Annotated in this window: 20 protein-coding genes; 14 read left to right on the top strand and 6 right to left on the bottom strand. The window is 69.3% G+C overall.

What is annotated here, in order from left to right; all coding sequences use genetic code 11:
• Positions 1-178: 178 nt before the first annotated feature.
• From PKE75_RS08175 to PKE75_RS08165, 3 genes are all read right to left on the bottom strand, one after another.
• On the bottom strand, positions 179-1,312 hold the full coding sequence (locus PKE75_RS08175; RefSeq protein WP_271168218.1) for an MSMEG_0568 family radical SAM protein: 1,134 nt from the start codon (positions 1,310-1,312) through the stop codon (positions 179-181).
• Positions 1,218-2,279 carry a Nit6803 family nitrilase gene (locus PKE75_RS08170; protein ID WP_271168217.1) on the bottom strand — a complete coding sequence of 354 codons (1,062 nt, stop codon included), beginning with the start codon at positions 2,277-2,279 and terminating at the stop codon, positions 1,218-1,220. Before PKE75_RS08170 ends, PKE75_RS08175 begins: the two co-directional genes overlap by 95 nt.
• A 137-nt stretch (positions 2,280-2,416) precedes the next feature.
• On the bottom strand, positions 2,417-2,899 hold the full coding sequence (locus PKE75_RS08165; protein ID WP_271168216.1) for an MSMEG_0572/Sll0783 family nitrogen starvation response protein: 483 nt from the start codon (positions 2,897-2,899) through the stop codon (positions 2,417-2,419).
• Positions 2,900-3,261: 362 nt separating this feature from the next.
• Here PKE75_RS08165 and PKE75_RS08160 point away from each other — a divergent pair, with 362 nt between their 5' ends.
• The 7 genes from PKE75_RS08160 (at position 3,262) to PKE75_RS08130 (ending at position 8,957) form a co-directional block, all read left to right on the top strand.
• Positions 3,262-4,644 (top strand): aminotransferase-like domain-containing protein, encoded by a 1,383-nt coding sequence (locus PKE75_RS08160; protein ID WP_271168536.1) that lies wholly within the window; start codon positions 3,262-3,264, stop codon positions 4,642-4,644.
• Positions 4,645-4,866: 222 nt separating this feature from the next.
• The gene (locus PKE75_RS08155; protein ID WP_271168215.1) at positions 4,867-5,688 is read left to right on the top strand and encodes a transporter substrate-binding domain-containing protein; all 822 of its coding nucleotides are present in this window, start codon (positions 4,867-4,869) and stop codon (positions 5,686-5,688) included.
• A gap of 228 nt (positions 5,689-5,916) precedes the next feature.
• Positions 5,917-6,570 carry an amino acid ABC transporter permease gene (locus PKE75_RS08150; protein ID WP_271168214.1) on the top strand — a complete coding sequence of 218 codons (654 nt, stop codon included), beginning with the start codon at positions 5,917-5,919 and terminating at the stop codon, positions 6,568-6,570.
• Entirely contained in the window at positions 6,567-7,223 is a 657-nt protein-coding gene (locus PKE75_RS08145) for an amino acid ABC transporter permease (protein ID WP_271168213.1), read from the top strand. The genes PKE75_RS08150 and PKE75_RS08145 overlap by 4 nt, the downstream gene beginning before the upstream one ends.
• On the top strand, positions 7,216-7,992 hold the full coding sequence (locus PKE75_RS08140) for an amino acid ABC transporter ATP-binding protein (protein ID WP_271168212.1): 777 nt from the start codon (positions 7,216-7,218) through the stop codon (positions 7,990-7,992). The genes PKE75_RS08145 and PKE75_RS08140 overlap by 8 nt, the downstream gene beginning before the upstream one ends.
• A 33-nt stretch (positions 7,993-8,025) precedes the next feature.
• Positions 8,026-8,562 carry a RidA family protein gene (locus PKE75_RS08135; protein WP_271168211.1) on the top strand — a complete coding sequence of 179 codons (537 nt, stop codon included), beginning with the start codon at positions 8,026-8,028 and terminating at the stop codon, positions 8,560-8,562.
• 11 nt (positions 8,563-8,573) lie between these two features.
• Entirely contained in the window at positions 8,574-8,957 is a 384-nt protein-coding gene (locus tag PKE75_RS08130) for a RidA family protein (protein ID WP_271168210.1), read from the top strand.
• Between the two features lie 92 nt (positions 8,958-9,049).
• On the opposite strand, the gene PKE75_RS08125 is transcribed toward PKE75_RS08130, so the two are convergent.
• The gene (locus tag PKE75_RS08125; RefSeq protein WP_271168209.1) at positions 9,050-10,240 is read right to left on the bottom strand and encodes an amidase; all 1,191 of its coding nucleotides are present in this window, start codon (positions 10,238-10,240) and stop codon (positions 9,050-9,052) included.
• A 187-nt stretch (positions 10,241-10,427) separates the two neighbouring features.
• Between PKE75_RS08125 and PKE75_RS08120 the strand changes: the two genes are divergently transcribed.
• From PKE75_RS08120 to PKE75_RS08105, 4 genes are all read left to right on the top strand, one after another.
• Positions 10,428-10,970 carry an SspB family protein gene (locus PKE75_RS08120; protein WP_271168208.1) on the top strand — a complete coding sequence of 181 codons (543 nt, stop codon included), beginning with the start codon at positions 10,428-10,430 and terminating at the stop codon, positions 10,968-10,970.
• Between the two features lie 108 nt (positions 10,971-11,078).
• Positions 11,079-12,470, top strand: coding sequence for a class II fumarate hydratase (gene fumC / locus PKE75_RS08115; protein ID WP_271168207.1), 1,392 nt, complete (start codon positions 11,079-11,081; stop codon positions 12,468-12,470).
• 80 nt (positions 12,471-12,550) lie between these two features.
• Positions 12,551-12,742, top strand: coding sequence for a DUF4169 family protein (locus tag PKE75_RS08110; RefSeq protein ID WP_271168206.1), 192 nt, complete (start codon positions 12,551-12,553; stop codon positions 12,740-12,742).
• A gap of 161 nt (positions 12,743-12,903) precedes the next feature.
• Positions 12,904-13,137 carry a ribbon-helix-helix domain-containing protein gene (locus tag PKE75_RS08105; RefSeq protein ID WP_428979129.1) on the top strand — a complete coding sequence of 78 codons (234 nt, stop codon included), beginning with the start codon at positions 12,904-12,906 and terminating at the stop codon, positions 13,135-13,137.
• Here PKE75_RS08105 and PKE75_RS08100 read toward each other — a convergent pair whose 3' ends face one another.
• Entirely contained in the window at positions 13,138-16,692 is a 3,555-nt protein-coding gene (locus PKE75_RS08100; protein ID WP_271168205.1) for an AsmA family protein, read from the bottom strand.
• Positions 16,693-16,863: 171 nt separating this feature from the next.
• On the opposite strand from PKE75_RS08100, the gene PKE75_RS08095 reads away from it, so the two are divergent.
• Both PKE75_RS08095 and PKE75_RS08090 read left to right on the top strand, forming a co-directional pair.
• Complete coding sequence (locus PKE75_RS08095) at positions 16,864-17,340, top strand: acyl-CoA thioesterase (RefSeq protein WP_271168204.1); 477 nt, start codon at positions 16,864-16,866, stop codon at positions 17,338-17,340.
• Positions 17,341-17,387: 47 nt separating this feature from the next.
• Positions 17,388-19,820, top strand: coding sequence for an ATP-dependent helicase (locus PKE75_RS08090; RefSeq protein ID WP_487326346.1), 2,433 nt, complete (start codon positions 17,388-17,390; stop codon positions 19,818-19,820).
• A gap of 180 nt (positions 19,821-20,000) precedes the next feature.
• Here PKE75_RS08090 and PKE75_RS08085 read toward each other — a convergent pair whose 3' ends face one another.
• On the bottom strand, positions 20,001-20,246 hold the full coding sequence (locus tag PKE75_RS08085) for an amino acid transporter protein (RefSeq protein ID WP_271168202.1): 246 nt from the start codon (positions 20,244-20,246) through the stop codon (positions 20,001-20,003).
• A 114-nt stretch (positions 20,247-20,360) separates the two neighbouring features.
• Here PKE75_RS08085 and PKE75_RS08080 point away from each other — a divergent pair, with 114 nt between their 5' ends.
• Positions 20,361-21,236 carry a 50S ribosomal protein L11 methyltransferase gene (locus PKE75_RS08080; protein ID WP_271168201.1) on the top strand — a complete coding sequence of 292 codons (876 nt, stop codon included), beginning with the start codon at positions 20,361-20,363 and terminating at the stop codon, positions 21,234-21,236.
• Positions 21,237-21,251: the final 15 nt, after the last annotated feature.

The following is a 21,251-nucleotide window of genomic DNA, read 5'->3' as shown; positions in this document are numbered from 1 at the left end:
ATCTCGCCGATGGCTCCCGATAAACAAGCGCCTGACGCGGCCCACCGCCGTCATGCCCGGCGCAGCCGGGTGTCCACGACTTGGGCGGCGCTGTGCGCGACGAAGTCGTGGTTGCCCGCGAAGGCGGGCATGACGACCAGAGCGACCTGGAACGGTCAGGCCTGAAAGACGAAAGCGATCAGGAGGCGAGCCTCCGTTCATAGGTCGCGAGCGCCGAGCAGGCGCCGCATTTGGCGCAGCCCGCCTTCACGTCGGTCGCCTTGAGGCCGCCCTTCACGAGCATTCCCGCGAGCGGCGCGAGGATCGACGCCATGAAGCCCGAGCCCGGCGTCGGGTGGCTTTCGAGCGGCGTGCCCGAAATCGGCGTGAACGGCACGACGAAGGGATAGACGCCGAGCGAAACCAGCCGCTCGCAGACCGACAGGATGTCCTCGCGGCTGTCGCCGAGCCCGGCCAGGATGTAGGTCGAGACCTGCCCCCGCCCGAACACCGGAACGGAAGCGGCGAAGGCCTCGAAGTAGCGCGCGACCGAGACCTGCGCCTTGCCCGGCATCACGCGGGCTCGGACCTCCTCGGTGACGGCCTCCAGATGCATGCCGAGCGCGTCGGCGCCGGCGTCGCGCATCCGGCCAAACCAGGCGTCGTCGTCCGGCGGCTCGCACTGCACCTGGATGGCCAGATCGACCCGCGCCTTCACGCCGACGCAGCTATCAGTGAGCACGGCGGCGCCGCGATCGGAGCCCTTCGGGGTGCCGGTCGTCATCACCATGTGGCGCACGCCGTCGAGCCGGACCGCGGCTTCCGCCACCTCGCCGAGCTGGGCCGGCGTCTTGTGGGCGATGGTGCGGCCCGCCGCGAGCGACTGGCCGATCGCGCAGAACTGGCAGGTCTTGGTGCGGCTGGCGTAGCGGATGCAGGTCTGAAGCACCGTCGTCGCCAGCACGTCGCGGCCGTGCAGGGTCGCGATATGGCCGTAGGGCACGCCCTCCGCCGTCGTCAGCTCATAGAACCGCGGCCGCATCGGAAAGCTGACCTCGCCCAGGGCTTCGCCGTCGCGGGTCACGCGGCTGCGGCCGAAGGCGTCGGGCTTCTCGACGAGATAGGGGCTGTCGAACGACGGGGCGGTGTGCACCGGCGCCATGACCGTCATGCCGTCGATCGTGATCGCCTTGTGGTCGGAGGGGCCGGCCCCTCCCCGCCTGCTGTCGGCGCCGGCCCTAGGGTCGACGAGCCGCACCCCGAAGGACTGCAATTCGTTGATCAGCTCCTCCGTCGAGAGGCTGGTCGTGGGCTTGCGTGGAATCGGCTTCATCGCGCGCGCTCCCTGAGGTCGTGGCGGCGGTTTCGGCGAACTGTCGGACGGTCGGCTGCGGCCGGTCGTCGAGGAGAAGGCTGAGGAGCTCGGGACGGGCGTAGTGGCCGACCGAATCCATCATCCGCTTGCGCTTGGTGATCAGCGCCATGTCGAGGTCGGCGATCAGGACGCCCTCGCCAGAGGTGAGCGGGGGCGCGAGATGGGCGCCCTCCGGCGAGACGATCGCCGTCATGCAGCCGCCGGTCAGCGCCTTGCGGAGCTTCTCGTCGGGAGAGATCCGCGCGCGCTGCTCGTCGGTCAGCCATCCCGTGGCGTTGACGACGAAGCAGCCGCTTTCGAGCGCGTGGTGACGGATCGTCACCTCCATCTGGTCGGCGAAGATCGGCCCGACCATCGAGCCCGGAAACTGCGCGACGTGGATCTCCTCGTGCTGCGCCATCAGGGCGTAGCGGGCGAGCGGGTTGTAGTGCTCCCAGCAGGCGAGCGCCCCGACCCGGCCGACGGCGGTGTCGACCACCTTGAGCCCCGATCCGTCGCCCTGCCCCCAGATCATCCGCTCGTGATAGGTCGGCGTGATCTTGCGGCGCTTGAGCCGGATCGAGCCGTCGGCGTCGAAGATCAGCTGCGCGTTGTAGAGCGAGCCGTGGTCGCGCTCGTTCACCCCGAGCGCGACCACGATTCCATGGCGGCGCGCGGCCGCCGACACGGCGTCCGTCGCCGGGCCGGGCACGACGACCGCGTGCTCGTAGAGCCGCAGATGCTCCGCGCCGGTCGCGACCGGCGGGTGCACGAAGGAGAAGTAGGGGTACCAGGGCAGAAGGGTCTCGGGGAACGCCACGAGCTGGGCGCCCTTGCCCGCCGCCTCGTCGAGCGCGGCCAGCACGCGACCGAGCGTGCCGGCGCCGTCGTCGAGGTCCGGCGCGATCTGGACCGCCGCGGCGCGGACGGTGCGTTTGTCGGTCATGCTCATGTCCTCGTCATCCCGGACGGCGACATCGCCGCCGATCCGGGATCGTTCTCAGAAAGAGGCGGACATCTCAGGCGCTCATCCGGCGCGCGATCCCGGCTCTGCGCTTCGCTTCGGCCGGGACGACGCCGGGATCACAGCGTCCAGGTGTCGAGAATGAAGGCGTTCGCCTTGCGGTGCAGCAGCACGACGTCGAGCACGTCGAGCGGGCTGATCGGGATCACGCCCGGGATCAGCGCGCCCTCGCCGTGGCCGTAGAGCGCCTGCAGCGCGAAGCGGCAGGCGTAGACCTTGCCGCCGTCGGCGATGATCTTCTCGATGCGGTTGTTGAAGTTGAGGTGGCCGGGAAAGGCCTCGTCGCCGAGGGTCGGGAAGCCGCGCTGCACGCCGAGCGTGACGCCGGGGCCGTAGAGCAGGACGGAGGTCTCGAAGCCCTTCTGGATCAGCCGGGAGGCCTGCAGCAGGTTTACGAGGCCGATCGAGCCTTCGAAGGCGACGGTGTGGAAGGTGACGAGCGCCTTTTCGCCGGGCTCGGCCTTCACGTCCTCGAACACCTTGGTCTCGTAGTCGACCAGGAAATCGCCCTTCTTGTTGGCTTCCTTCGTTACGGCTGGCATCGCAGTCTCCTCGGTGCGAGCGGCCCTCACGTCGGCCGCCGGTCTGGCGACGACGGTGCAACGGCCGTGCCAATTGATGGAATGCGTCAACCCGCGCGATAACAGTCAAAAGCCATTCAATAATGCATTCAATAAGCCGTCTTGCGTCGGTTTACGTGGCCGACGGACCGCCTCGCACGCCCATAAAACGAGCGATCTCCTGTTCAAAACACAGGCGCCATGGACGGAGATGGAGACCGACAATCCGGCCCGCCCTCTCCCCTACCCTGACTTTCCGGCGTGACAAAAATCGCGTGCAACACTATACAGTCAATTTCGGCGCCACTGAGATCGGCGCCCGATGCGGGAACTGGGGGACGACCATGCGCGACTGGACGCCGGACCTGACGAAAAGTGACAAGCCGCGCTATCTCGCGATCGCCGACCTGATCGAGGACGACGTCAAGGCCGGCCGTCTGTCGATCGGCGACCGCCTCCCGCCCCAGCGCAAGCTCGCGAGCCGCCTGGCGATCGACTTCACCACCGTCGCCCGCGGCTATGTCGAGGCGCAGAAGCGCGGGCTGGTGGAGTCGCGCGTCGGCCAGGGCACCTTCGTCAGCGGTCGTCCCAGCCGCTCGCGCGCCGCGGCGCCGGCGCGCCCCGAGCTTGTCGACCTCTCGATGAACCTGCCGCCCGAGCCGGACGATCCGGAGCTCATCGACCTCATGCGCGAGGGGCTGGCCGAGGTCGGCCGCAACCTCGTCTCGCTGCTGCGCTATCAGGGTTTCGGCGGCTCGCCGGCCGACAAGGACGCCGCGACCGCATGGCTCGGCCGCCGCGCGCTGGTGCCGAGCCAGGACCGGCTGTTCGTGACGCCGGGCGCCCACCCCGCTTTGCTCGGCGTCTTCGGCATTCTCGCGAAGCCCGGCGACGTCGTGCTGTGCGAGGCCGTGACCTATCCCGGCGCGCGCTCGATCGCGGCCCAGCTCGGTCTGAAGCTCGTCGGGCTGGAGATGGACGAGGACGGCGTCACGCCCGACGCGTTCACGCAAGCCTGCGGGCGATTTTCCCCAAAGGCGATCTACCTCAACCCGACGCTGCAGAACCCGACCACGCTCACCATCCCCGAGGAGCGGCGGACGGCGCTCGCGGCCGTCGCCCGCCAGTTCGGCGTGCCGATCGTCGAGGACGACGCCTACGGCTTCATCCCGACGTCGAAGATCTCGCCCTTCGCCGCGATCGCGCCCGACATCACCTGGCACGTCGCGGGCCTCGCGAAATGCATCGGCGCGGGGCTTCGCGCGGCCTATGTCGTGGCGCCGAGCGCCCGCGCGGCCTGGCCGTTCGCGGCGGCGCTCCGGGTCGCGAACGTCATGGCCTCGCCGCTGACGGTCGCGCTCGCCACCCGCTGGATCGAGGACGGCACGGCCGACATCATGCTGCGCTTCATCCGCGCAGAGACGACCGCCCGGCAGGCGCTCGCGACCGAGATCCTGCCGGGCGGCTCGTTCCGGGCCGATCCGCTCAGCTTCAACCTCTGGGTTCCCCTGCCCGAGCCGTGGACCCGCTCGGCCTTCGTCGGCCATATGCGGGCGACCGGCGTCGGCGTGGTCGCGAGCGACGCCTTCTGCGCGAACGGGGCGCCGACCGAAGCGGTGCGCGTCTGCCTCGGCGGCCCGACCTCACGCGCCGACATCCGCCGGGCGCTGGAGTTCATGGCCCACGCGCTGACGGAAGCCCCCGAGATCGCCTCCACCTTCCTGTAGAATAACGAAACCGCCGCCGTCGCCCCGGGCTTGTCCCGGGGTCCAGACGCACCGACGGCGCCGGACTGGATTCATGGTCGTGCGTCTGGATGCCGGCGCTTCGGCCGGCATGACGGCGGTGGATGGCGTGGGCCTTGCTTGAACCATCCCAAGCCGCCGGCGTCCGCCCCGAATTACGGGGCATACTGCGTATTCTGCGCAAAACATGATCAGGGATGTTCAATGACCAGTCACACCCTCCTTCGCCGCGGCCTCGCCGCTCTGGCGCTTCTCATGATCGGAACGGCCGCGCAGGCCGCCACCCTCGACGAGATCAAGGCCGGCAAGGGCATGACGGTCGCGACGGAGGACAGCTACAAGCCGTTCGAATTCATCGAGGACGGCAAGCCGATGGGCCTCGACCACGAACTCCTCGCCCTGCTGCGCAAGGAGGCGCCGTTCGAGATCAGGCAGCAGATCATCCCGTGGACCGGCCTGCTCGCCGGCGTCTCGACGGGGAAGTACGACATGGCGCTGACCGCCGTCGTCATCACCGGCGATCGGGTCAAGAGCCTGAGCTTCGCGTCGCCGATCGCGGAAGCGACGCATTACTATGTGGCGCGAGCCGACGACGACAGCATCAAGAGCGTCGCCGACCTCTCCGGCAAGACGGCGGCGGTGCAGTCCGGCGGCGCCTCGGCGCTCGCGATCAAGGAGCTCGAGCCGATCCTGGAGAAGACCGGCGGCAAGGTCGGCAAGGTGGTCGAATACACCTCCTTCCCCGAGGCCTATCAGGATCTGGCGTCCGGCCGCGTCGACTACGTCGTCAACGGCGTCGTCAACTCGGTCAGCATCACCAACGACGCGCCGACGCGCTTCAAGCTCGGCCAGGCCGTGACCGCGCCGAGCTACGCGGCGTGGGCCGTCGCCAAGGGCAACGACGCGCTGCTCGACTACGTCAACGCCTTCCTCCTCGCCAAGCGCAAGGACGGCACGCTCTACGCGCTGCAGAAGAAGTGGCTCGGCAAGTCGTTCGAGGACATGCCGGAGACCGTGACGAAGTAAGGCGGACATCTCCGGAGATCGAAGGGCCCCCTCACCCGCCATGGCTTCGCCATGTCGACCTCTCCCCGCCGGGGAGAGGTGTAGAGGCGGCGGCGCTCTTCCTTCACCTCTCCCCGGTGGGGAGAGGTCGGGCCGAAGGCCCGGGTGAGGGTCTTTTTCGCCGAACCAGCCCGCGAGACCCGACCAACCGAAGTCTCGCTTCCCTAGAGTCCTACCCGGCGCACCACCATGACCTGGGCCGCTTTCGAGACACTGCTGACCGGCGCGGGAACCACCGTGGCGCTGTCCCTTGCGGGGCTCGCGATCGGCGTGCCGCTCGGCCTCGCGCTCGCGCTGATCCGCTGGGCGCGGATTCCGGTCGCCGACCAGCTGGTCGCGACCTATGTCAGCCTCGTCCGCGCGACGCCGCTGCTGACCTTCGTGCTGTTCGTGTTCTTCGTGCTGCCGACGATGGGCCTGGAGCTCGACCCCGTCCCGGCCGCGATCGTCACGCTCGCGCTCAACACCGCGCCGTTCAACTGCGAGATCTGGCGGGCGGGGCTCACCAACTTCCCGCGCGACCAGCTGGAGGCGGCGGAAGCCTGCGGCATGACGCGGACGCTGGCGTTCCGGCGCATCGTCGCGCCGCAGCTCTGGCGGGTCTGCCTCGGGCCGCTCGTCAGCGAGATGACCATCCTGCTGAAGGCGACGCCCGCCGTCGCCGTCATCGGCGTCGTCGAGATCACGCGGGCCGCGAGCCGCATCGGCGCTGCGACCTACGACCCGCTGCCGCCCTTCCTCGCCGCGACCGTGATCTACACCCTGCTGATCGCCGTCATCGTGCAGGCCCAGCGGGTCATCGAGGCGCTGATCGCCCGCCGCTACGGATACGCCGCGCCATGAACGGATTCGCGATCGTCTGGCAGGAGCGCGCGCTGTTCCTCGAAGGACTCTGGAACACGGTCTCCCTCGTGGTCGCCGCGATCGCGATCAGCGTGCCTTTGAGCGCGCTTGGCGCCGTCGTGCTGGTCGAGGCGCCGAGGCCTGTCGCCCGCCTGGCGCGCGCGCTGATCGACCTGACGCGCTGCGTGCCGTTCCTGCTGCTCGCCTACGTGATCTATTACGGCCTGCCGCAGCTCGGCCTCCGCTTCGACGCCTGGTGGGCCGGCCTCGTCACCATGACGCTCTACAACGCCGCCTATCTCGCCGAGATCTTCCGCTCGGCGTGGCTCGCTCTGCCGAAGGAGGGTTTCGAGGCGGCGCGCGCCTATGGCTTCCGGCCGGCGACCCTGTACCGAAGGATCGTGCTGCCGCAGATCGCCTACGCCTCGGCGCCGCTGGTCGGCGGCCAGATCATCGTCATGATCAAGGACAGCGCCCTGCTGATGATCATCACCGTCCGCGAGATCTCGTTCGCCGCGAACTCGATCAACGCCAACTATTTCACGCCCTTCGCCCCCTTCGTCGTCGCCATCGGGATGTACTGGATGCTGTCTCTTATCGTCGAAGCCTGGGTGCGCCGCGTCGCCTCGGGAGCGCGCCTCCGATATGGCTGACGCCGCGCCCGCCGTCTCCGCACGCCTCGTCTGCAAGCAGTTCGACGGGATCGAGGTGCTGCGCGACGTCTCCCTCGACGTCGCGAAGGGCTCGACCGCCTGCATCGTCGGCCCGAGCGGCTCCGGCAAGTCGACCTTCCTGCGCTGCGTGAACTGGCTGGAGCAGCCGACCACGGGGCAGATTTTGCTGAACGGCGCGCCGATGGGCGTCGTCCCCTCCCCGAAGGGCGGGACGCGGCCGATGACGGCGAAGGAGCTGGCGCTCGCCCGCACCCGCGTCAGCATGGTGTTCCAGCATTTCGCGCTCTGGCCGCACCTCACCGTGCTCGGCAACGTCATCGAGGCGCCCGTCCACGTCCTCGGCCGCCCGAGGGACGAGGCGGTCGAGGACGCGCGCCGCCTGCTCGCGCGCGTCGGGCTGGAGGCCAAGGCCGACGCCTTTCCGCACACGCTCTCCGGCGGCCAGAAGCAGCGCGTTGCGATCAGCCGGGCGCTCGCGATGAAGCCCGAGGTGCTGCTGTTCGACGAGCCGACCAGCGCGCTCGACCCGGAAATGGTCGGCGAGGTGCTGGAGGTGATGCGCGATCTCGCGAAGGAGGGCATGACCATGATGGTGGTGACCCACGAGATGGCCTTCGCCCGCGACGTCGCCGACACCATCGCCTTTTTCGACGCCGGCCGGGTGATCGAGACCGGCGACCCGAAGGCGTTCTTCACCGCCCCGCAGACCGACCGCGCCCGCCGCTTCCTGACGCGCTACGGGATTTGAGGGGGTGGGCGTTTCACTCGGAAACACGCCGTCATGCCCGCGCCTTCGCGGGTATCCACGCCTTCGGCGTCGAGCTTCACGATCCAGGCGTGGATACCGGGCTGCGCCGGGCATGACGCCGTGGCTCCGTATGAGCCGATAGACCTCCAGGACACCCGCATGCCCCCCAAAATCCATCACGTCGTTCCCGACGCCGCGCCGCCGCCGCCGTCCTCGCTCTATTCCCACGCGGTCGAGGCGAACGGCTTCCTCTACGTCACCGGCCAGCTCCCGACCGACCCCGACGCGCCCGACGCGCCGCTCGTCGAGGGCGTCGAGGCGCAGGCCGGGATGTGCTTCGAGAACCTGCGCCGCATCCTGGCCCACGCCGGCTACGCGCTCTCCGACGCGATGTTCGTCCGCATCTACCTCTCGGACTTCGAGCGCGACTTCGCGGCCTTCAACGGCGTCTATGTCCGCCATTTTCCTCAGGACCAGCCGCTCCCGAGCCGCACCACCGTCGGCGTCTCCGCGCTCGGCCGTAAGGCGCTCGTCGAGATCGACATGGTCTGTTTCAAAGCGAACGACTGAGCGAGGCTCCCATGCTGTTCCACATGATCGCCGGCGGCCCGCAGCCGGTCGCCCCCTTCAGCCATGCGGTCGAGACCGACGGCTTCGTCTTCGTCACCGGCCAGATGCCCGACACGCCCGACGCCCCCGGCGTGCTTCCGGAGGGGATCGCCGCGCAGACCAGGAACGTCATGGCGAACCTTGCGACGGTGCTCGGCGGGCTTGGGCTCGGCCTCGAACACGTCGTGATGGCGCGGGTCTACATCACGCGCTTCAAGGAGGACTACGCCGAGATGAACGCGGTCTATCGCAGCTTCTTCGCGGAGGGGCGCCTGCCCGCGCGCACCTGCGTCGGCGTCACCGGCCTCGCCTATGACGCGCTGATCGAGATCGACCTGATCGCCCGCAGGCCGTGACAGCCTGACCGGGTTAGACGCGACTGATTGCACACCCGCGTCGTTGAAGCCCGGGATGACGATGGTGATTCAGCCTGAGACGGCTGGAACCGTCAGACGATCCGCGTCGTCGCGCTCGTCTTGATCGCGAGCTCCAGCAGCGTCTCGTCGTGGAAGCGGGGCGCTAGGAGCGAGAGGCCGACCGGGCAGCCGTCGACGGTCGCAAACGGCAGCGAGATCTGCGGCATGCCGGCGTGACCGGCCGGGCAGAGCATCTCCAGCGCGCGGGCGCGGAAGACGTTGAGCTCGGGCTCGGGAGTGTTGAGGAGCGGCGCGATCCCCGGCGTCGTCGGCAGCACGAGGATCGAGCCCGGCGGCACAAGGTCCTCCATCCGCGCTTTGATCTCGGCGCGCGCCGCCTGAGCCGCGCCGATCTCGGCGGCGGTGAGCTTCGAGGCGGCCTCGAAGCGCTCCTTCACGCCCGGCCCGAAGGACGGCCGCACCCGTTCGACCCATTCGCCGTGGAGCGCCCAGGCCTCGCTCGACTGGAGGACGCGGAACACGTCGCGCCACGCTGACGCCCGCTCGCCCGCGACCACCACATGCTCGACCTCGCCGAACAGCGCCTCGATGCGCTCGAGCGCCGGCCTCAGCGCCTCGCGGACTGCGGGCTCGGCCTTCTCGAACATGTCGTCGGCGATCAGCAGCCGCGTCGGCTCGGGCGGCGTCTCGGGCTCGCCCAGCAACACCTTGCCGACCTTCGCGAAAAGCTCGGGGTCGCGCGAGAACCAGCCGACGACGTCGTAGCTCGGCGCCAGCGCCACGGCGCCGTCGATCGGGATTCGGCCGTGGGTGGGCCTGAGGCCGTAGAGCCCGCAATAGCTCGCCGGCAGCCGGACCGAGCCGCCGGTGTCGCTGCCGATCGCGAAGTCGACCAGTCCCGCCGCGACCGCCGCCGCGGACCCCGACGACGAGCCGCCCGGAATGCGTCCGGGCGCGGCGACGTTGACCGGCGCGCCGTAGTGGAAGTTCTCGCCGTTCAGGCTCCAGGCGATCTCGTCGGTGTGGGTCTTGCCCACCAGCCGCGCCCCGGCGTCGAGCAGCCGCTGAACGACCGGCGCGGTCCGGGTCGGGACCTCGTGGCTCGACAGCCAGTCCGGGTTGCCGGCGCCGGTCGGGACGCCGTCGAGATCGAAAAGATCCTTCAGCGCGAAGGTGAGGCCGGCGAGCGGACCGGAGGGGGCGCCCTCGCGCTCGACGCGGCCATGAGCCACGAATGCGCCGACCGGATCGTCGATTGGCATCGAATTACCTCACGCTTAACTGGAAATCATCTCCCGTCCCCGGCTAGGCTGCGGGCGGGTTAACTGCTGGAGAATGGGAGTTCGCCCGACCTGAGCCGACGGTTCAAGCCAAATACCGGCCGGTCTCGTCCTGCGCGACGAGCGGTCGCTATGTTTCCCCGCCGACGAATCCCACTATGTAGCACTCATGAGCACGCCGCCCCCGAGCCCGCCCGCCCAGGACTTCATCCGCTACGACCTTCTGACTCAGAAGGCGTTGCGCGGCGTGGTGCACGACGTGCTCGTGCGCGTCTCCCGCGAAGGCGCGCCGGGCGACCACCACTTCTACATCTCCTTCCGCACGACGGACCCGGACGTGAAGGTGTCTTCGCGGCTTCGCCAGAAGTATCCGGCCGAAATGACGATCGTCCTGCAGCACCAGTTCTGGGATCTCGAGGTTCGCGACGACGGGTTCGAGGTCGGCCTCTCCTTTCAGAATATTCCGGAGAAGCTCGTCGTTCCCTTCGCGTCGATCACCGGATTCTTCGATCCGTCGGTGCAGTTCGGGCTGAAGTTCGACAATCCGGACGCTGAAGCCGGCGCCGAAGAGGCGGAGACGTCGGCCACGATCGAGCCTCTGAACGCGCCGGAGCCCGCCGCCGCAGCCGAGAATGCGGACGATTCGGACAAGCCCGCCCCGCCCGAAGGCGGCGCCGAGGTCGTGAGCCTCGACAAGTTCCGCAAGAAATAACGGGCCTTCCGCCGTCCTCGTGACGGCGGGCGAGACTGCGTGCTAGTGACGCTGCGCCGGGCGGATCGAGCCCCGGCGCATCGACGCATCCAGCCGCGAGCACCCGAGATGACCGCTTCCCGCACCGAAACCGACAGCTTCGGTCCGCTGGAGGTTCCCTCCGACCGCTACTGGGGCGCGCAGACCCAACGGTCTCTACAGAATTTCAAGATCGGCGGCGAGACCATGCCGAAGCCGCTGATCCGCGCGCTCGGGATCATCAAGCGCGCCGCCGCGCTCGCCAACAGAGACCTCGGCGTCCTGAAGCCCGACCTCGCCGACGCCATCGCCGCGGCGGCGCAGGAGGTGATCGACGGCAAGCTCGACGATCATTTCCCGCTGGTCGTCTGGCAGACCGGCTCCGGCACGCAGTCCAACATGAACGCCAACGAGGTCGTCTCGAACCGGGCGATCGAGATGCTCGGAGGCGAGCTGGGCTCCAAGAAGCCGATCCATCCGAACGATCACGTCAATATGAGCCAGTCGTCGAACGACACGTTCCCGACGGCCATGCACATCGCCGCGGCCGAGGAGATCGAACGCCGCCTGATCCCCGCGCTCGAACATCTCGCAGCCGCGCTCGACGACAAGGCGAAAGCCTTCGAGCACATCATCAAGATCGGCCGCACCCACACGCAGGACGCGACGCCGCTGACGCTCGGCCAGGAGTTCTCCGGCTACGTCGCGCAGGTCAGGCTTGGAATCACCCGCGTGAAGGAAGGCCTCCAGCATCTCTGGCCGCTGGCGCAGGGCGGCACGGCGGTCGGCACAGGGATCAACGCCAAGGTCGGCTTCGCCGAGAGCTTCGCGGAAAAGGCGGCGGAGATCACCGGCCTGCCCTTCGTCACCGCGCCCAACAAGTTCGAGGCGCTCGCGGCCCACGACGCCTATGTCTACGCCCACGGAGCGCTCAACTCGGTCGCCGTCGGCCTGTTCAAGATCGCGAACGACATCAGGCTGCTGGGCTCCGGGCCGCGGTCGGGTCTCGGAGAGCTCAAGCTTCCCGAGAACGAGCCGGGCTCCTCGATCATGCCGGGCAAGGTGAACCCGACGCAGTGCGAGGCGCTGACGATGGTCTGCGCGCAGGTGTTCGGCAACCACACGACGATCACCTTCGCCGGCAGCCAGGGCCATTTCGAGCTCAACGTCTACAAGCCGGTGCTGGCCTACGACATGCTGCAGTCGATCCGGCTGATCGCCGACGCCTCGATCAGCTTCGCCGACAATTGCGTGGTCGGGATCGAGGCCGACGAGACGCGGATCGCCGATCTGATGAGTCGTTCGCTGATGCTCGTCACGGCGCTCGCCCCGACCATCGGCTATGACAACGCGACCAAGGTCGCGAAGACCGCGCACAAGAACGGCACCACGCTGCGGGAAGAGGCCGTGCGTCTCGGCCTCGTGACGGCGGAAGACTTCGACCGGATCGTACGGCCCGAGGCGATGATCCGGCCCGGCTGAATGACCATGTTCGGAAAGCAGGCCGGCTTGTCGCTCCCGGCGCTCGATTTTCACAGCCGCTCCGTGTAAAGAGCGGAAGCATGGCTGAGATCGTCAATCTGCGACGCGCGCGGAAACAGCATCAGCGCGCAGCGTCCGAGAAGCAGGCCGCGGAGAACCGCGTCCGGTTCGGGACGACGAAGCAGGAGAAGACGCTCGAGTCGGCGCGTCGCGCGCGGACCGAGCGGCGTCTTGACGAACATCGTCGCGAAAACGGGGGCGACGCGGACTGATGAGCGAACCTGGCATCAAAATCGAGATCGGCGAACCTGCGTCGGACAGCGGACTCCGGGCCGTGCCGTCGCAAGGGGCCGAGGGCGTGGTCGTGCAGGAGATCCTGTCCGAAGCCTCTTCGACGCCGGGGGGCGTCGCGGCGAACGAACTCAATCCGGACATCGTCAAGCGGTCGATCGTGGTCGCCGGTCACAAGACCAGCGTCAGCCTCGAGGACGCGTTCTGGCACGCCCTGAAGGACATCGCGCGGGAGCGCAGACAGTCGCTGCGCGGGCTCGTCGCGGAGATCGACTCGGGCCGCAGCGGCGGCAACCTGTCCTCGGCTGTCCGGCTGTTCGTGCTCGACCACTACCGCCGTCGGGCAGGCGCAGCGATCAGCATAGCGGCCGGCTGATCACCGGCCCGTCGGGCTGATGATCATGGGCGACGGCAGCGCCGGAGAACTGTAGGGCGCGATCGGGGCCGGCGTCGCGGGCGACGCAGGCCGGGGCATGGCGTCGATCAGCGCACGGTCTTCGGCCTCCTGTTTCCTGCGTTCGGCCTCAGCTTTCTGTCGGGCTTCCTCGGCTTTCTGGCGCGCTTCGTCCGCGCGCTGACGCGCCGCCTGCGCGCGCGCGCGCATGTCGGCCTCCATCACCTCGATCCGTCGCGTCTCCCGCTCCACGGCCCGCACCGACAGCCAACCCGTGAACGAAGTCGCGTCGACGCGCCTGCGGGGCGCTGCAAGCGGCCCCTCGAACGAGACGCCGATCTGCGGGGCGTCCGGAGGCGCCGGCGAGAGCGTCAGGTCGGCGTCGAGCGTCAGTCGGTTCAGGTCGAGAACCACGCCGCCGCCGAGTTTTGCGGCCGGACCGTCGCTTGCAAGCGCGCCCGAGCGCACGACGCCGCCAGCCATCGTGAAGGGCAGCGTCGCTCGCGCGACCGGAAGATCCGCGCCTCCCAGGGCGCGATCGATCGCCTGTGCGATCTTCGGCGCCTCCAGCGCGAGGCCGGCTTCGACCTGCGGCTCGACGCCCTCGATAGCCGCGGGGTCGAGCCGCCTGATCGCGCCGTTCGAGAGCGTCGCCGACCCCGCGCCATTGAGCGACGCGACGATCCCTGCGAGCCCCCGTCCCGCACCCTGCGCCTCCAGTGCGATATCAGCCGCGCCCGACAAGGGCGACGAGGTCGGCGCAAGCCCAAGCAGGCGGTCGGCGGAGACGCCTGAAAGCGCGCCGTTCAGCGCCACCGAAGCGTCGGGACCCGAACGGCTGATGGAGAGCGAGCCGGTGAGGCGGCCGCCGTCGAGATCGCCGGAGAACCCGTCGACCGAGACGGCGTTCGGGCGGAAAGCAAGCGTGAAACGCGCCCCGGTCGCGACCTGACCGCCGGTCAGCGCGGCCTCGGCCACCGCGAGGTTCATCCGTCCCGAAAGCCCCCGCGCGGGCGACGGCGCGAACGTGGCGGCCGGCCACGCCGAGCGCCGGTCGACGGCCCTTCCGAACGCGTCGGGCGAAACGGCGAGGCCCGCCAGCTCCGCGAAGGACAGTCTGTCGAGCGACGCCTCGCCGCGGAATCCGGCGCGGGCGTCGTAGGGGACGACGATCGAGCCGCTCAGGGCGCGACCCGCCACCTCGCCTTTCACGCCTTCGAAGCTCGCCTCTTCGGCGCCGAACCGCGCCTTGGCCGTCAGCGCGACAGGCAGGGCGGGCGCGACGCCGGGCGTGAACCGACCGAGCGCCTCGCCGAGCGCCGACAGATCGTCGCTTTTCAGCGCGACGTCTCCCTCGGCGCTAAGGCCCGCCAATGGCGCAAGGGCCACGGCCCCACGCCCTGAGAGCTCAAGGCCAAGACTTGAGAAACGCCCTTCGCCCCGCATGCCGGTCGAGGGAGCTCCCTTGAGCTTGAGAGAGATTTCTCCGCCGGCGGGATCAGCAAGCGGGCCGAGTTCGAGGCCGATGAGCGACGCGAGGCGCTTTCCGTCGGGCGAGGCGATCTTCAGGGTAAGGTCGCTCTCGGCGTCGGGCGAAAGCGCCGCGGACGACAGCGCGAGTTCGATCGAGCCTCCGGCGCCGTCGCCGGTCGCGACGAGACGCGACCCGTCGGCGTCAGCCTTCAGGCCGATCTGAAGCTTCAGCGGGGCCAGCGCCGAGGCCCGCGCCTCGAAGGCCGCGACCGCCGTTTCAGGCGCGCCCGCAGCCCGCGCGAGCGCCGCGAACGGCGCAAGGCTACGGGCAGAAACCTGAAAGTCGAACTTGCCGTCGCCCGCCCCATCCCCGAGCTCCGCCCGGCCGGAGCCGGAGAGCGCCGCGCCCTGCACGTCCGCGACGTTCAGACGTGTCAGGTCGACGCCCTGCTCATCGAGAGCGCCGTCGATCCGGACACCGCTCATCGTCACGCCGCCGAACACCAGCGATTTGGCGTCGAGCGACAGCGCGACATCCGCCGCGGCGGCGCCGTGGAGGCCCGCAGTGACGAGGCGGTCGAGTCCCAGGGCGTCAAGATCCAGCCGGTCGGAAACGAGCGACGCTTCGATCTGCGGGCGATCGTTCCCGCCGCGCCAGGCGACGCGGCCCTTCGAGGCGGCGCCATCGACCGTCACCACGGCGTTCTCGACCGCGACCGATCCGATCCGTGCGGTGACGTCGCCGCCGATCGCGACCCGCTTGACGACGCCCGCGCCGCCGCTCTGGTCGGGCCCGGCGGCGAGCCAGCGCCGGAAGCCGGCAAGGTCGCGCGAGCCGAAGTCGACCCGGCCGGCGAATCCCGGCCCGGCCTCGCCAAAGGCGACCGCTCCGGCAGTCTTGATCGACGCCGCGCCCGGAAGCTCCGCCGACAGGCTTTCGATCCTCCACCCGCCGTCCTTGGCCGACAGCGCGGCGCTGAAATCCTGGACGACGTCGCCCGCAATCAGGACGCCGCCGAGATCGACGGTCATCCGCCCCGGCAGAGGCGGCTGGACGATCGCGGCGAAGCGGGATCCGAGAGCCGCGAGCATGTCCCCCGGCGCGCGCGGACCGCCGGCGCCGGTCAAACGATCGAGATCGAGCTGACGGCCTTCGACGGCGAGATCGAAGCGCGGCGAAGCGCCGAGCGTGACCGAGCCCTGTCCCGCCAGGCGCAGGCCGCGTTCGTCCGGACCGTAGGACAGGTCGAGCGACCCGATCGAAAGCTTGGCGGCGTCGCCCTTCAGCCGCGCCGCCATCCGCCATGGCTCAACCGGAGAACCACCCTCGGCGGCCTTGGCTTGGGGACGCGCGAGGACGATCTGGCCGTCGAAGGCTGGCCGTCCCGACAGCGTCAGCGCGCCGTCGAGCGCGACTGTCTCCGGCCGCCCCTCGGGCGCCGCGTCGAGCTTGAGCCTGATCGCCCCGTCCGGGTCGACGCGGCCCGTCGAAAGCCGGACGGCCGCAGTCACGCCTCGCGACCGCGCGACCCCCTCGAAGCGGAACGGGCCCTTGAGCGAGCCCGCCTCCGCGACGCCGTCGATGTGGTGGATCATGACCAAGCCCGCCGGCGACGCCACCGTCACGGCGCCGTCGACGATCTCGGCGCGATCGAACGAGATTCGTTCGGCCTCGCCCGAACCCCGACCGCTGCTCGAAAACGGCGTTTCGACCGTCCCGTCGGCGGCCGCCGCGACATCGAGCCGGGGGCGGCGAAGCTTCAGGCGCTCGGCCTTGAACTCGCCGCGCAGCAGCGGAGCGACCGCAAGCTGGATCTCGACTTCGGCGACGGCGAGACGCTGCTTGCCGGCGCCGGCGGTGACGTCGCGAAAGCGGACATAGGGGCTCGGCAGCAGCCGTGCGTCCACCGAGCCTGCGACGGTCACCGGCGCGCCGAGCACGGCGCTCGCGGCGCCCGCGAAATCTCCGCGATAGGCGGTCCAGTTGATGAACTGAGGTCCGATCAGCGCCGCGACCAGCGCAATCACCAGCGCAAGACCAAGACCGGTGAGCGTATTGTTCACGTGCGCCCGACCGCTTTCCCTCGACGACGGCGTTGCGCCGCCTTCCCGCCGCCTCACTATACGGTCGAGCGCGCTTCACGGAATCACGATCTCGCCCGGACGGACGATGTTTAGCGCCGGCAGCCGTGCTATGGGCCGCTCTGCCCAGCAACGACGCCGGAGCCCAGCAGCTTGGCCGACGCCTTCGTCTCGCCGCCGCTCGCCATCGAGCAGGCGTTCCTCGACCACAACGGCCACGTCAACATGGCCTACCACCTCGTGCTGGTCGACCGCGCGCTCGACCTCGCCTTCGAGCCGCTGAAGGGCCCGAATTATCTCGCCGGGCGGGGCATGACGACCTTCGCCGGCGAGGTGCACGTCCGCTACCTCCGCGAGGTGAACGCCGAGGACGAAGTGCGCGGCCGGGTGATCCTGGTCGAGAGCGACGCCAAGCGGGCGCTTTGGGCGGTGGAGATCATCCGCGCGTCGGACGGCGCCGTCGTCACGACCGCCGAAGGCGTGTCGCTCTCCGTGTCGGCCGAGTCCCGGCGGGTCGCCCCGTTCCCCGACGACGTCCGCGCCCGCATCGAAGCGGTCGTGGCGCGCGACGCCGAAGCGGCGGCGGGGCTCGACTGGCTCGGGCGCCGGGTGTCGATGCGGCGCGGCTGACCGACGCCTTTATCGTCGCGCCCTCGAAATCGCGCGCGGGCGGCGCCATGTTGGGCTCGTGTCGGCGCGGCCGATTCGCCTTAGCGAAAATCCAGACGGAGCGTCGCCTGCTCTTGGCCGAGTCCTATCCCGATAGCCTGTCCGCGGACGCCCCGCCCCCCCGGCCGGGCGGCATCGCCGCGCGCGCCGCAGCAGGCCTGAGGGCGACAGGGCCCGACTATCTGCTCGGCCTTAATCCCGAGCAACGCGAGGCGGTCGAGACGCTCGACGGACCGCTGCTAGTGCTGGCCGGCGCAGGCACGGGCAAGACCCGGGTGCTGACGACCCGCATCGCCCACATCCTCGCGCTCGGCAAGGCCCGGCCTTTCGAGATCCTTGCGGTCACTTTCACCAACAAGGCCGCGCGCGAGATGCGAGAACGCGTCGGCAAGCTGCTCGGCCAGGCCGCCGAGGGCATGCAGTGGCTCGGCACCTTCCATTCGATCGGCACGCGCATCCTGCGGCGGCACGCGGAGCTTGTCGGCCTGTCGTCGAGCTTCACAATCCTCGACACCGACGACCAGATCCGGCTGCTGAAGCAGGTGCTCGCCGCCGAGAACATCGACGACAAGCGCTGGCCGGCGCGCCAGCTCGCCTTCGCGATCGACGGCTGGAAGAACCGGGCCCTGCAGCCGAAGGACGTGCCGGCCGGCGAGGCGCAGGCCTTCGCGGCGGGGCGCGGGGCCGAGCTCTACGCGATCTACCAGGCGCGGCTGAAGCAGCTGAACGCGACCGACTTCGGCGACCTGCTGCTGGAGCCGATCCGGCTGTTCCGCGAGCACCCGGACGTACTGGAGCAGTATCACCGCCGTTTCCGCTACATGCTGGTCGACGAGTACCAGGACACCAACGTCGCGCAGTATCTGTGGCTGAGGCTGCTCGCCCAGGGCTCCAAGAACCTCGCCTGCGTCGGCGACGACGACCAGTCGATCTATGGCTGGCGCGGCGCCGAGGTCGAGAACATCCTGCGCTTCGACAAGGATTTCCCGGGCGCCAAGGTCGTCCGGCTGGAGCGCAACTACCGCTCAACCGGGCACATCCTGAACGCCGCCTCCGGCCTGATCGCGAAGAACGCGGGCCGGCTCGGCAAGACGCTCAGGCCGCAGAGCGAGCTCGGCGAGAAGGTGACGGTCGCCGGCTCGTGGGATTCCGGCGAGGAGGCGCGGGCGATCGGCGACGAGATCGAGGCGCTGCAGTCGAAGGGCTGCAAGCTCGACGACATGGCGATCCTGGTGCGGGCCTCGTTCCAGATGCGTGAATTCGAGGAGCGCTTCATCACGCTCGGCCTGCCCTATCGCGTCATCGGCGGCCCGCGGTTCTACGAGCGCGCCGAAGTGCGCGACGCGATGGCCTATCTCAGGGTGATCGCGAGCCCGGCGGACGCGCTCGCCTTCGAGCGCATCGTGAACACGCCGAAGCGGGGGCTCGGCGACGCGACGGTCAAGCTGATCCACGACCGCGCCCGCGCCGACGGGATCACGCTGGTCGAAGCCTCGCGGCGCCTCTGCGACGGCGGCGAGCTGAAGCCGAAGGCCCGTTCGGCGCTGAAGGATCTGGTGCTGTCCTTCGACCGCTGGTCCGGCCAGATCGACAGGATCCCCCACACCCAGCTCGCAGAGACGGTGCTGGAGGAAAGCGGCTACACCGACATGTGGGCCAAGGACCGCACGGCGGAAGCGCAGGGCCGGCTTGAGAACCTCAAGGAGCTGGTGCGGTCGATGGAGCCGTTCGAGAACCTTCGCGGCTTCCTCGAGCATGTCTCGCTGGTGATGGACGCCGACCGCGGACCTGGCGAAGACGCCGTCACCATCATGACGCTGCACGCGGCGAAGGGACTCGAATACGACACCGTGTTCCTTCCCGGATGGGAGGAAGGCCTGTTTCCCCACCAGCGCTCGCTCGACGAGAGCGGCAGGGCCGGCCTCGAGGAGGAGCGGCGGCTCGCTTATGTCGGCCTGACGCGCGCGAAGCGCCGCGCCAAGGTGTGGTTCGCCTCGAACCGCCGCATCCACGGCATGTGGCAGTCCTCGATCCCCTCGCGCTTCCTCGACGAACTGCCGGAGGCCGATGTCGACGTGATCGAGGCGCCGGCGACCTTCGGCGGCGGCGGAGGCATGGGCGGCTCCTATGGCGCGAGCCGCTTCGACCGCGCCGAGCCCTTCAACTCGACCTACGACACGCCGGGCTGGCGCCGCGCGCAGGAACGGGGAACTCAGCCCTCCCCCGGCCCCGGCGCGCGCAGGAGCGGCCCGATGACCATCGAGGGCGAGTTGGTCGCCTCGTCGAGCGCGAAGTCGGCCGGGTTCTCGCGCGGCTCGCGCGTGTTCCACCAGAAGTTCGGCAACGGAACGGTGGTCGAGATCGACGGCAACAAGCTCACCGTCGCCTTCGACAAGGCGGGGCACAAGAAGGTGCTCGACGGGTTCGTGAAGGCGGCGTGAGCCGTATTGTCCTGACAGCCGACGGCGGGGATTATCGCTTTCGAACGAGCGCAGGATGCGTCGCGTGAATCCGCTCCGCCTCCATTCTCTCTGCACGTCGGTGAAGCGCCACGCGCATGATGAAGGCGGTCAGCGCACCAGCCGCTGGCATGAACAGCATTGAACCGATCTGTATCCAGTTCATGGCTTGAGGTCCCTGAGCGTCCTGCGGGCCTGAAAATGAGTGTAAATCGAAAAAATCAGGCTGACCAATCCAATTACGAACGGAAATAATCCGGAATGCTGCTGCGCCATCGCAGTCACCATGGGAGCGAACGACCCGACTGCGAATATGGCGACCGCAGCGCCATTCAAAAAGGCGGCGCTCAGCTTGATGCGCTCGTTTTCGACAAGCTTGGCTCTCGCGTCTTCGTCGAGCGTCGTCATCGCGCGGATCCCTGCGACCGTCTTGCGCCTGGGCCCCACGAAGATAGCCCGCCGGTTCCTTCCTTCGCCAACAGCGTTTATGGCTCCCGCCTCCTCCGCATCCGGAACGCCGCCTTGACCCAAACCCCCGTCATCCGCCTCCATCTCGACGAGGCCACCGCCAAACGCGTCGTCGATGTGCTGGAGGACGCCTTCCCGTTCGGCGAGACGTCGATCTCGGCCTTCGAGACGGGCAAGGACGCCTGGTCGGTCGAAGTCTATGGAAGCCCCGAGCTCTCCACCGACGAACTCGCCGCCGCGATGCGCGAGGCGCTTGGGCCGGAAAGCGCGGGACTGCGCATCGAGGCGGGCGCGATCGACGAGGCGGACTGGGTCGCAAAGAGCCTCGCGGGGCTCGACCCCGTGCCGGCCGGCCGTTTCGTGGTCCATGGCTCCCACGACCGCGACAAGATCCCGGCCGACGTCATCGGCATCGAGATCGAGGCGGCGCTGGCCTTCGGCACCGGCCATCACGGCACGACGCGCGGCTGCCTGCTGGCGATCGACGAGCTTCTGACCCAACGCCGCTTCGAGCGCGTGCTCGACCTCGGCTCCGGCACCGGCGTGTTGGCGATCGCGATCGCGATCGCCCAGCAGACGCCGGTGCTCGCGACCGACATCGACGAGGTCTCCGCGCGGATCGCGCAGGAGAACGCCGAGGCGAACGGCGCCGGCCAGTTCGTCGAATCGATCCATGCGACGAGCTTCGACCATCCGCTGTTCGCCGAGCGCGGCCCGTTCGACCTGATCGTCGCCAACATCCTCGCCGGCCCGCTGGTCGATCTGTCCGGCGACGTGGCGGCGCATCTCGCGCCGGGCGGCGCCGTGGTGCTTTCGGGCCTGATGAACGAGGAGGAGGACCGAGTCTCCGCGGCCTATGCGGCGCAGGGGCTGAACGTCACGTCCGCGCGCAGGCTGGAAGGCTGGTCGACGCTGGTGCTTGGTCGGTAAACGCGCTGCGCCCTA

Source organism: Hansschlegelia plantiphila (assembly GCF_027922265.1).
Taxonomy (GTDB): domain Bacteria; phylum Pseudomonadota; class Alphaproteobacteria; order Rhizobiales; family Methylopilaceae; genus Methylopila; species Methylopila plantiphila.
Note: the sequence above shows the minus strand (reverse complement) of the source record. Positions and strands in the feature narration are given on the sequence as shown.

Excerpts from the sequence above, each read along its gene's own strand:
- PKE75_RS08155 (WP_271168215.1), top strand. The coding sequence starts at position 4,867 with ATGACCAGTCACACCCTCCTTCGCCGCGGCCTCGCCGCTCTGGCGCTT.
- PKE75_RS08160 (WP_271168536.1), top strand. The coding sequence starts at position 3,262 with ATGCGCGACTGGACGCCGGACCTGACGAAAAGTGACAAGCCGCGCTAT.
- PKE75_RS08130 (WP_271168210.1), top strand. The coding sequence starts at position 8,574 with ATGCTGTTCCACATGATCGCCGGCGGCCCGCAGCCGGTCGCCCCCTTC.
- PKE75_RS08145 (WP_271168213.1), top strand. The coding sequence starts at position 6,567 with ATGAACGGATTCGCGATCGTCTGGCAGGAGCGCGCGCTGTTCCTCGAA.
- PKE75_RS08140 (WP_271168212.1), top strand. The coding sequence starts at position 7,216 with ATGGCTGACGCCGCGCCCGCCGTCTCCGCACGCCTCGTCTGCAAGCAG.
- PKE75_RS08110 (WP_271168206.1), top strand. The coding sequence starts at position 12,551 with ATGGCTGAGATCGTCAATCTGCGACGCGCGCGGAAACAGCATCAGCGC.
- PKE75_RS08150 (WP_271168214.1), top strand. The coding sequence starts at position 5,917 with ATGACCTGGGCCGCTTTCGAGACACTGCTGACCGGCGCGGGAACCACC.
- PKE75_RS08170 (WP_271168217.1), bottom strand. The coding sequence starts at position 2,279 with ATGACCGACAAACGCACCGTCCGCGCCGCGGCGGTCCAGATCGCGCCG.
- fumC (WP_271168207.1), top strand. The coding sequence starts at position 11,079 with ATGACCGCTTCCCGCACCGAAACCGACAGCTTCGGTCCGCTGGAGGTT.
- PKE75_RS08165 (WP_271168216.1), bottom strand. The coding sequence starts at position 2,899 with ATGCCAGCCGTAACGAAGGAAGCCAACAAGAAGGGCGATTTCCTGGTC.
- PKE75_RS08085 (WP_271168202.1), bottom strand. The coding sequence starts at position 20,246 with ATGACGACGCTCGACGAAGACGCGAGAGCCAAGCTTGTCGAAAACGAG.
- PKE75_RS08090 (WP_487326346.1), top strand. The coding sequence starts at position 17,388 with ATGTTGGGCTCGTGTCGGCGCGGCCGATTCGCCTTAGCGAAAATCCAG.
- PKE75_RS08135 (WP_271168211.1), top strand. The coding sequence starts at position 8,026 with ATGCCCGCGCCTTCGCGGGTATCCACGCCTTCGGCGTCGAGCTTCACG.
- PKE75_RS08125 (WP_271168209.1), bottom strand. The coding sequence starts at position 10,240 with ATGCCAATCGACGATCCGGTCGGCGCATTCGTGGCTCATGGCCGCGTC.
- PKE75_RS08175 (WP_271168218.1), bottom strand. The coding sequence starts at position 1,312 with ATGAAGCCGATTCCACGCAAGCCCACGACCAGCCTCTCGACGGAGGAG.
- PKE75_RS08120 (WP_271168208.1), top strand. The coding sequence starts at position 10,428 with ATGAGCACGCCGCCCCCGAGCCCGCCCGCCCAGGACTTCATCCGCTAC.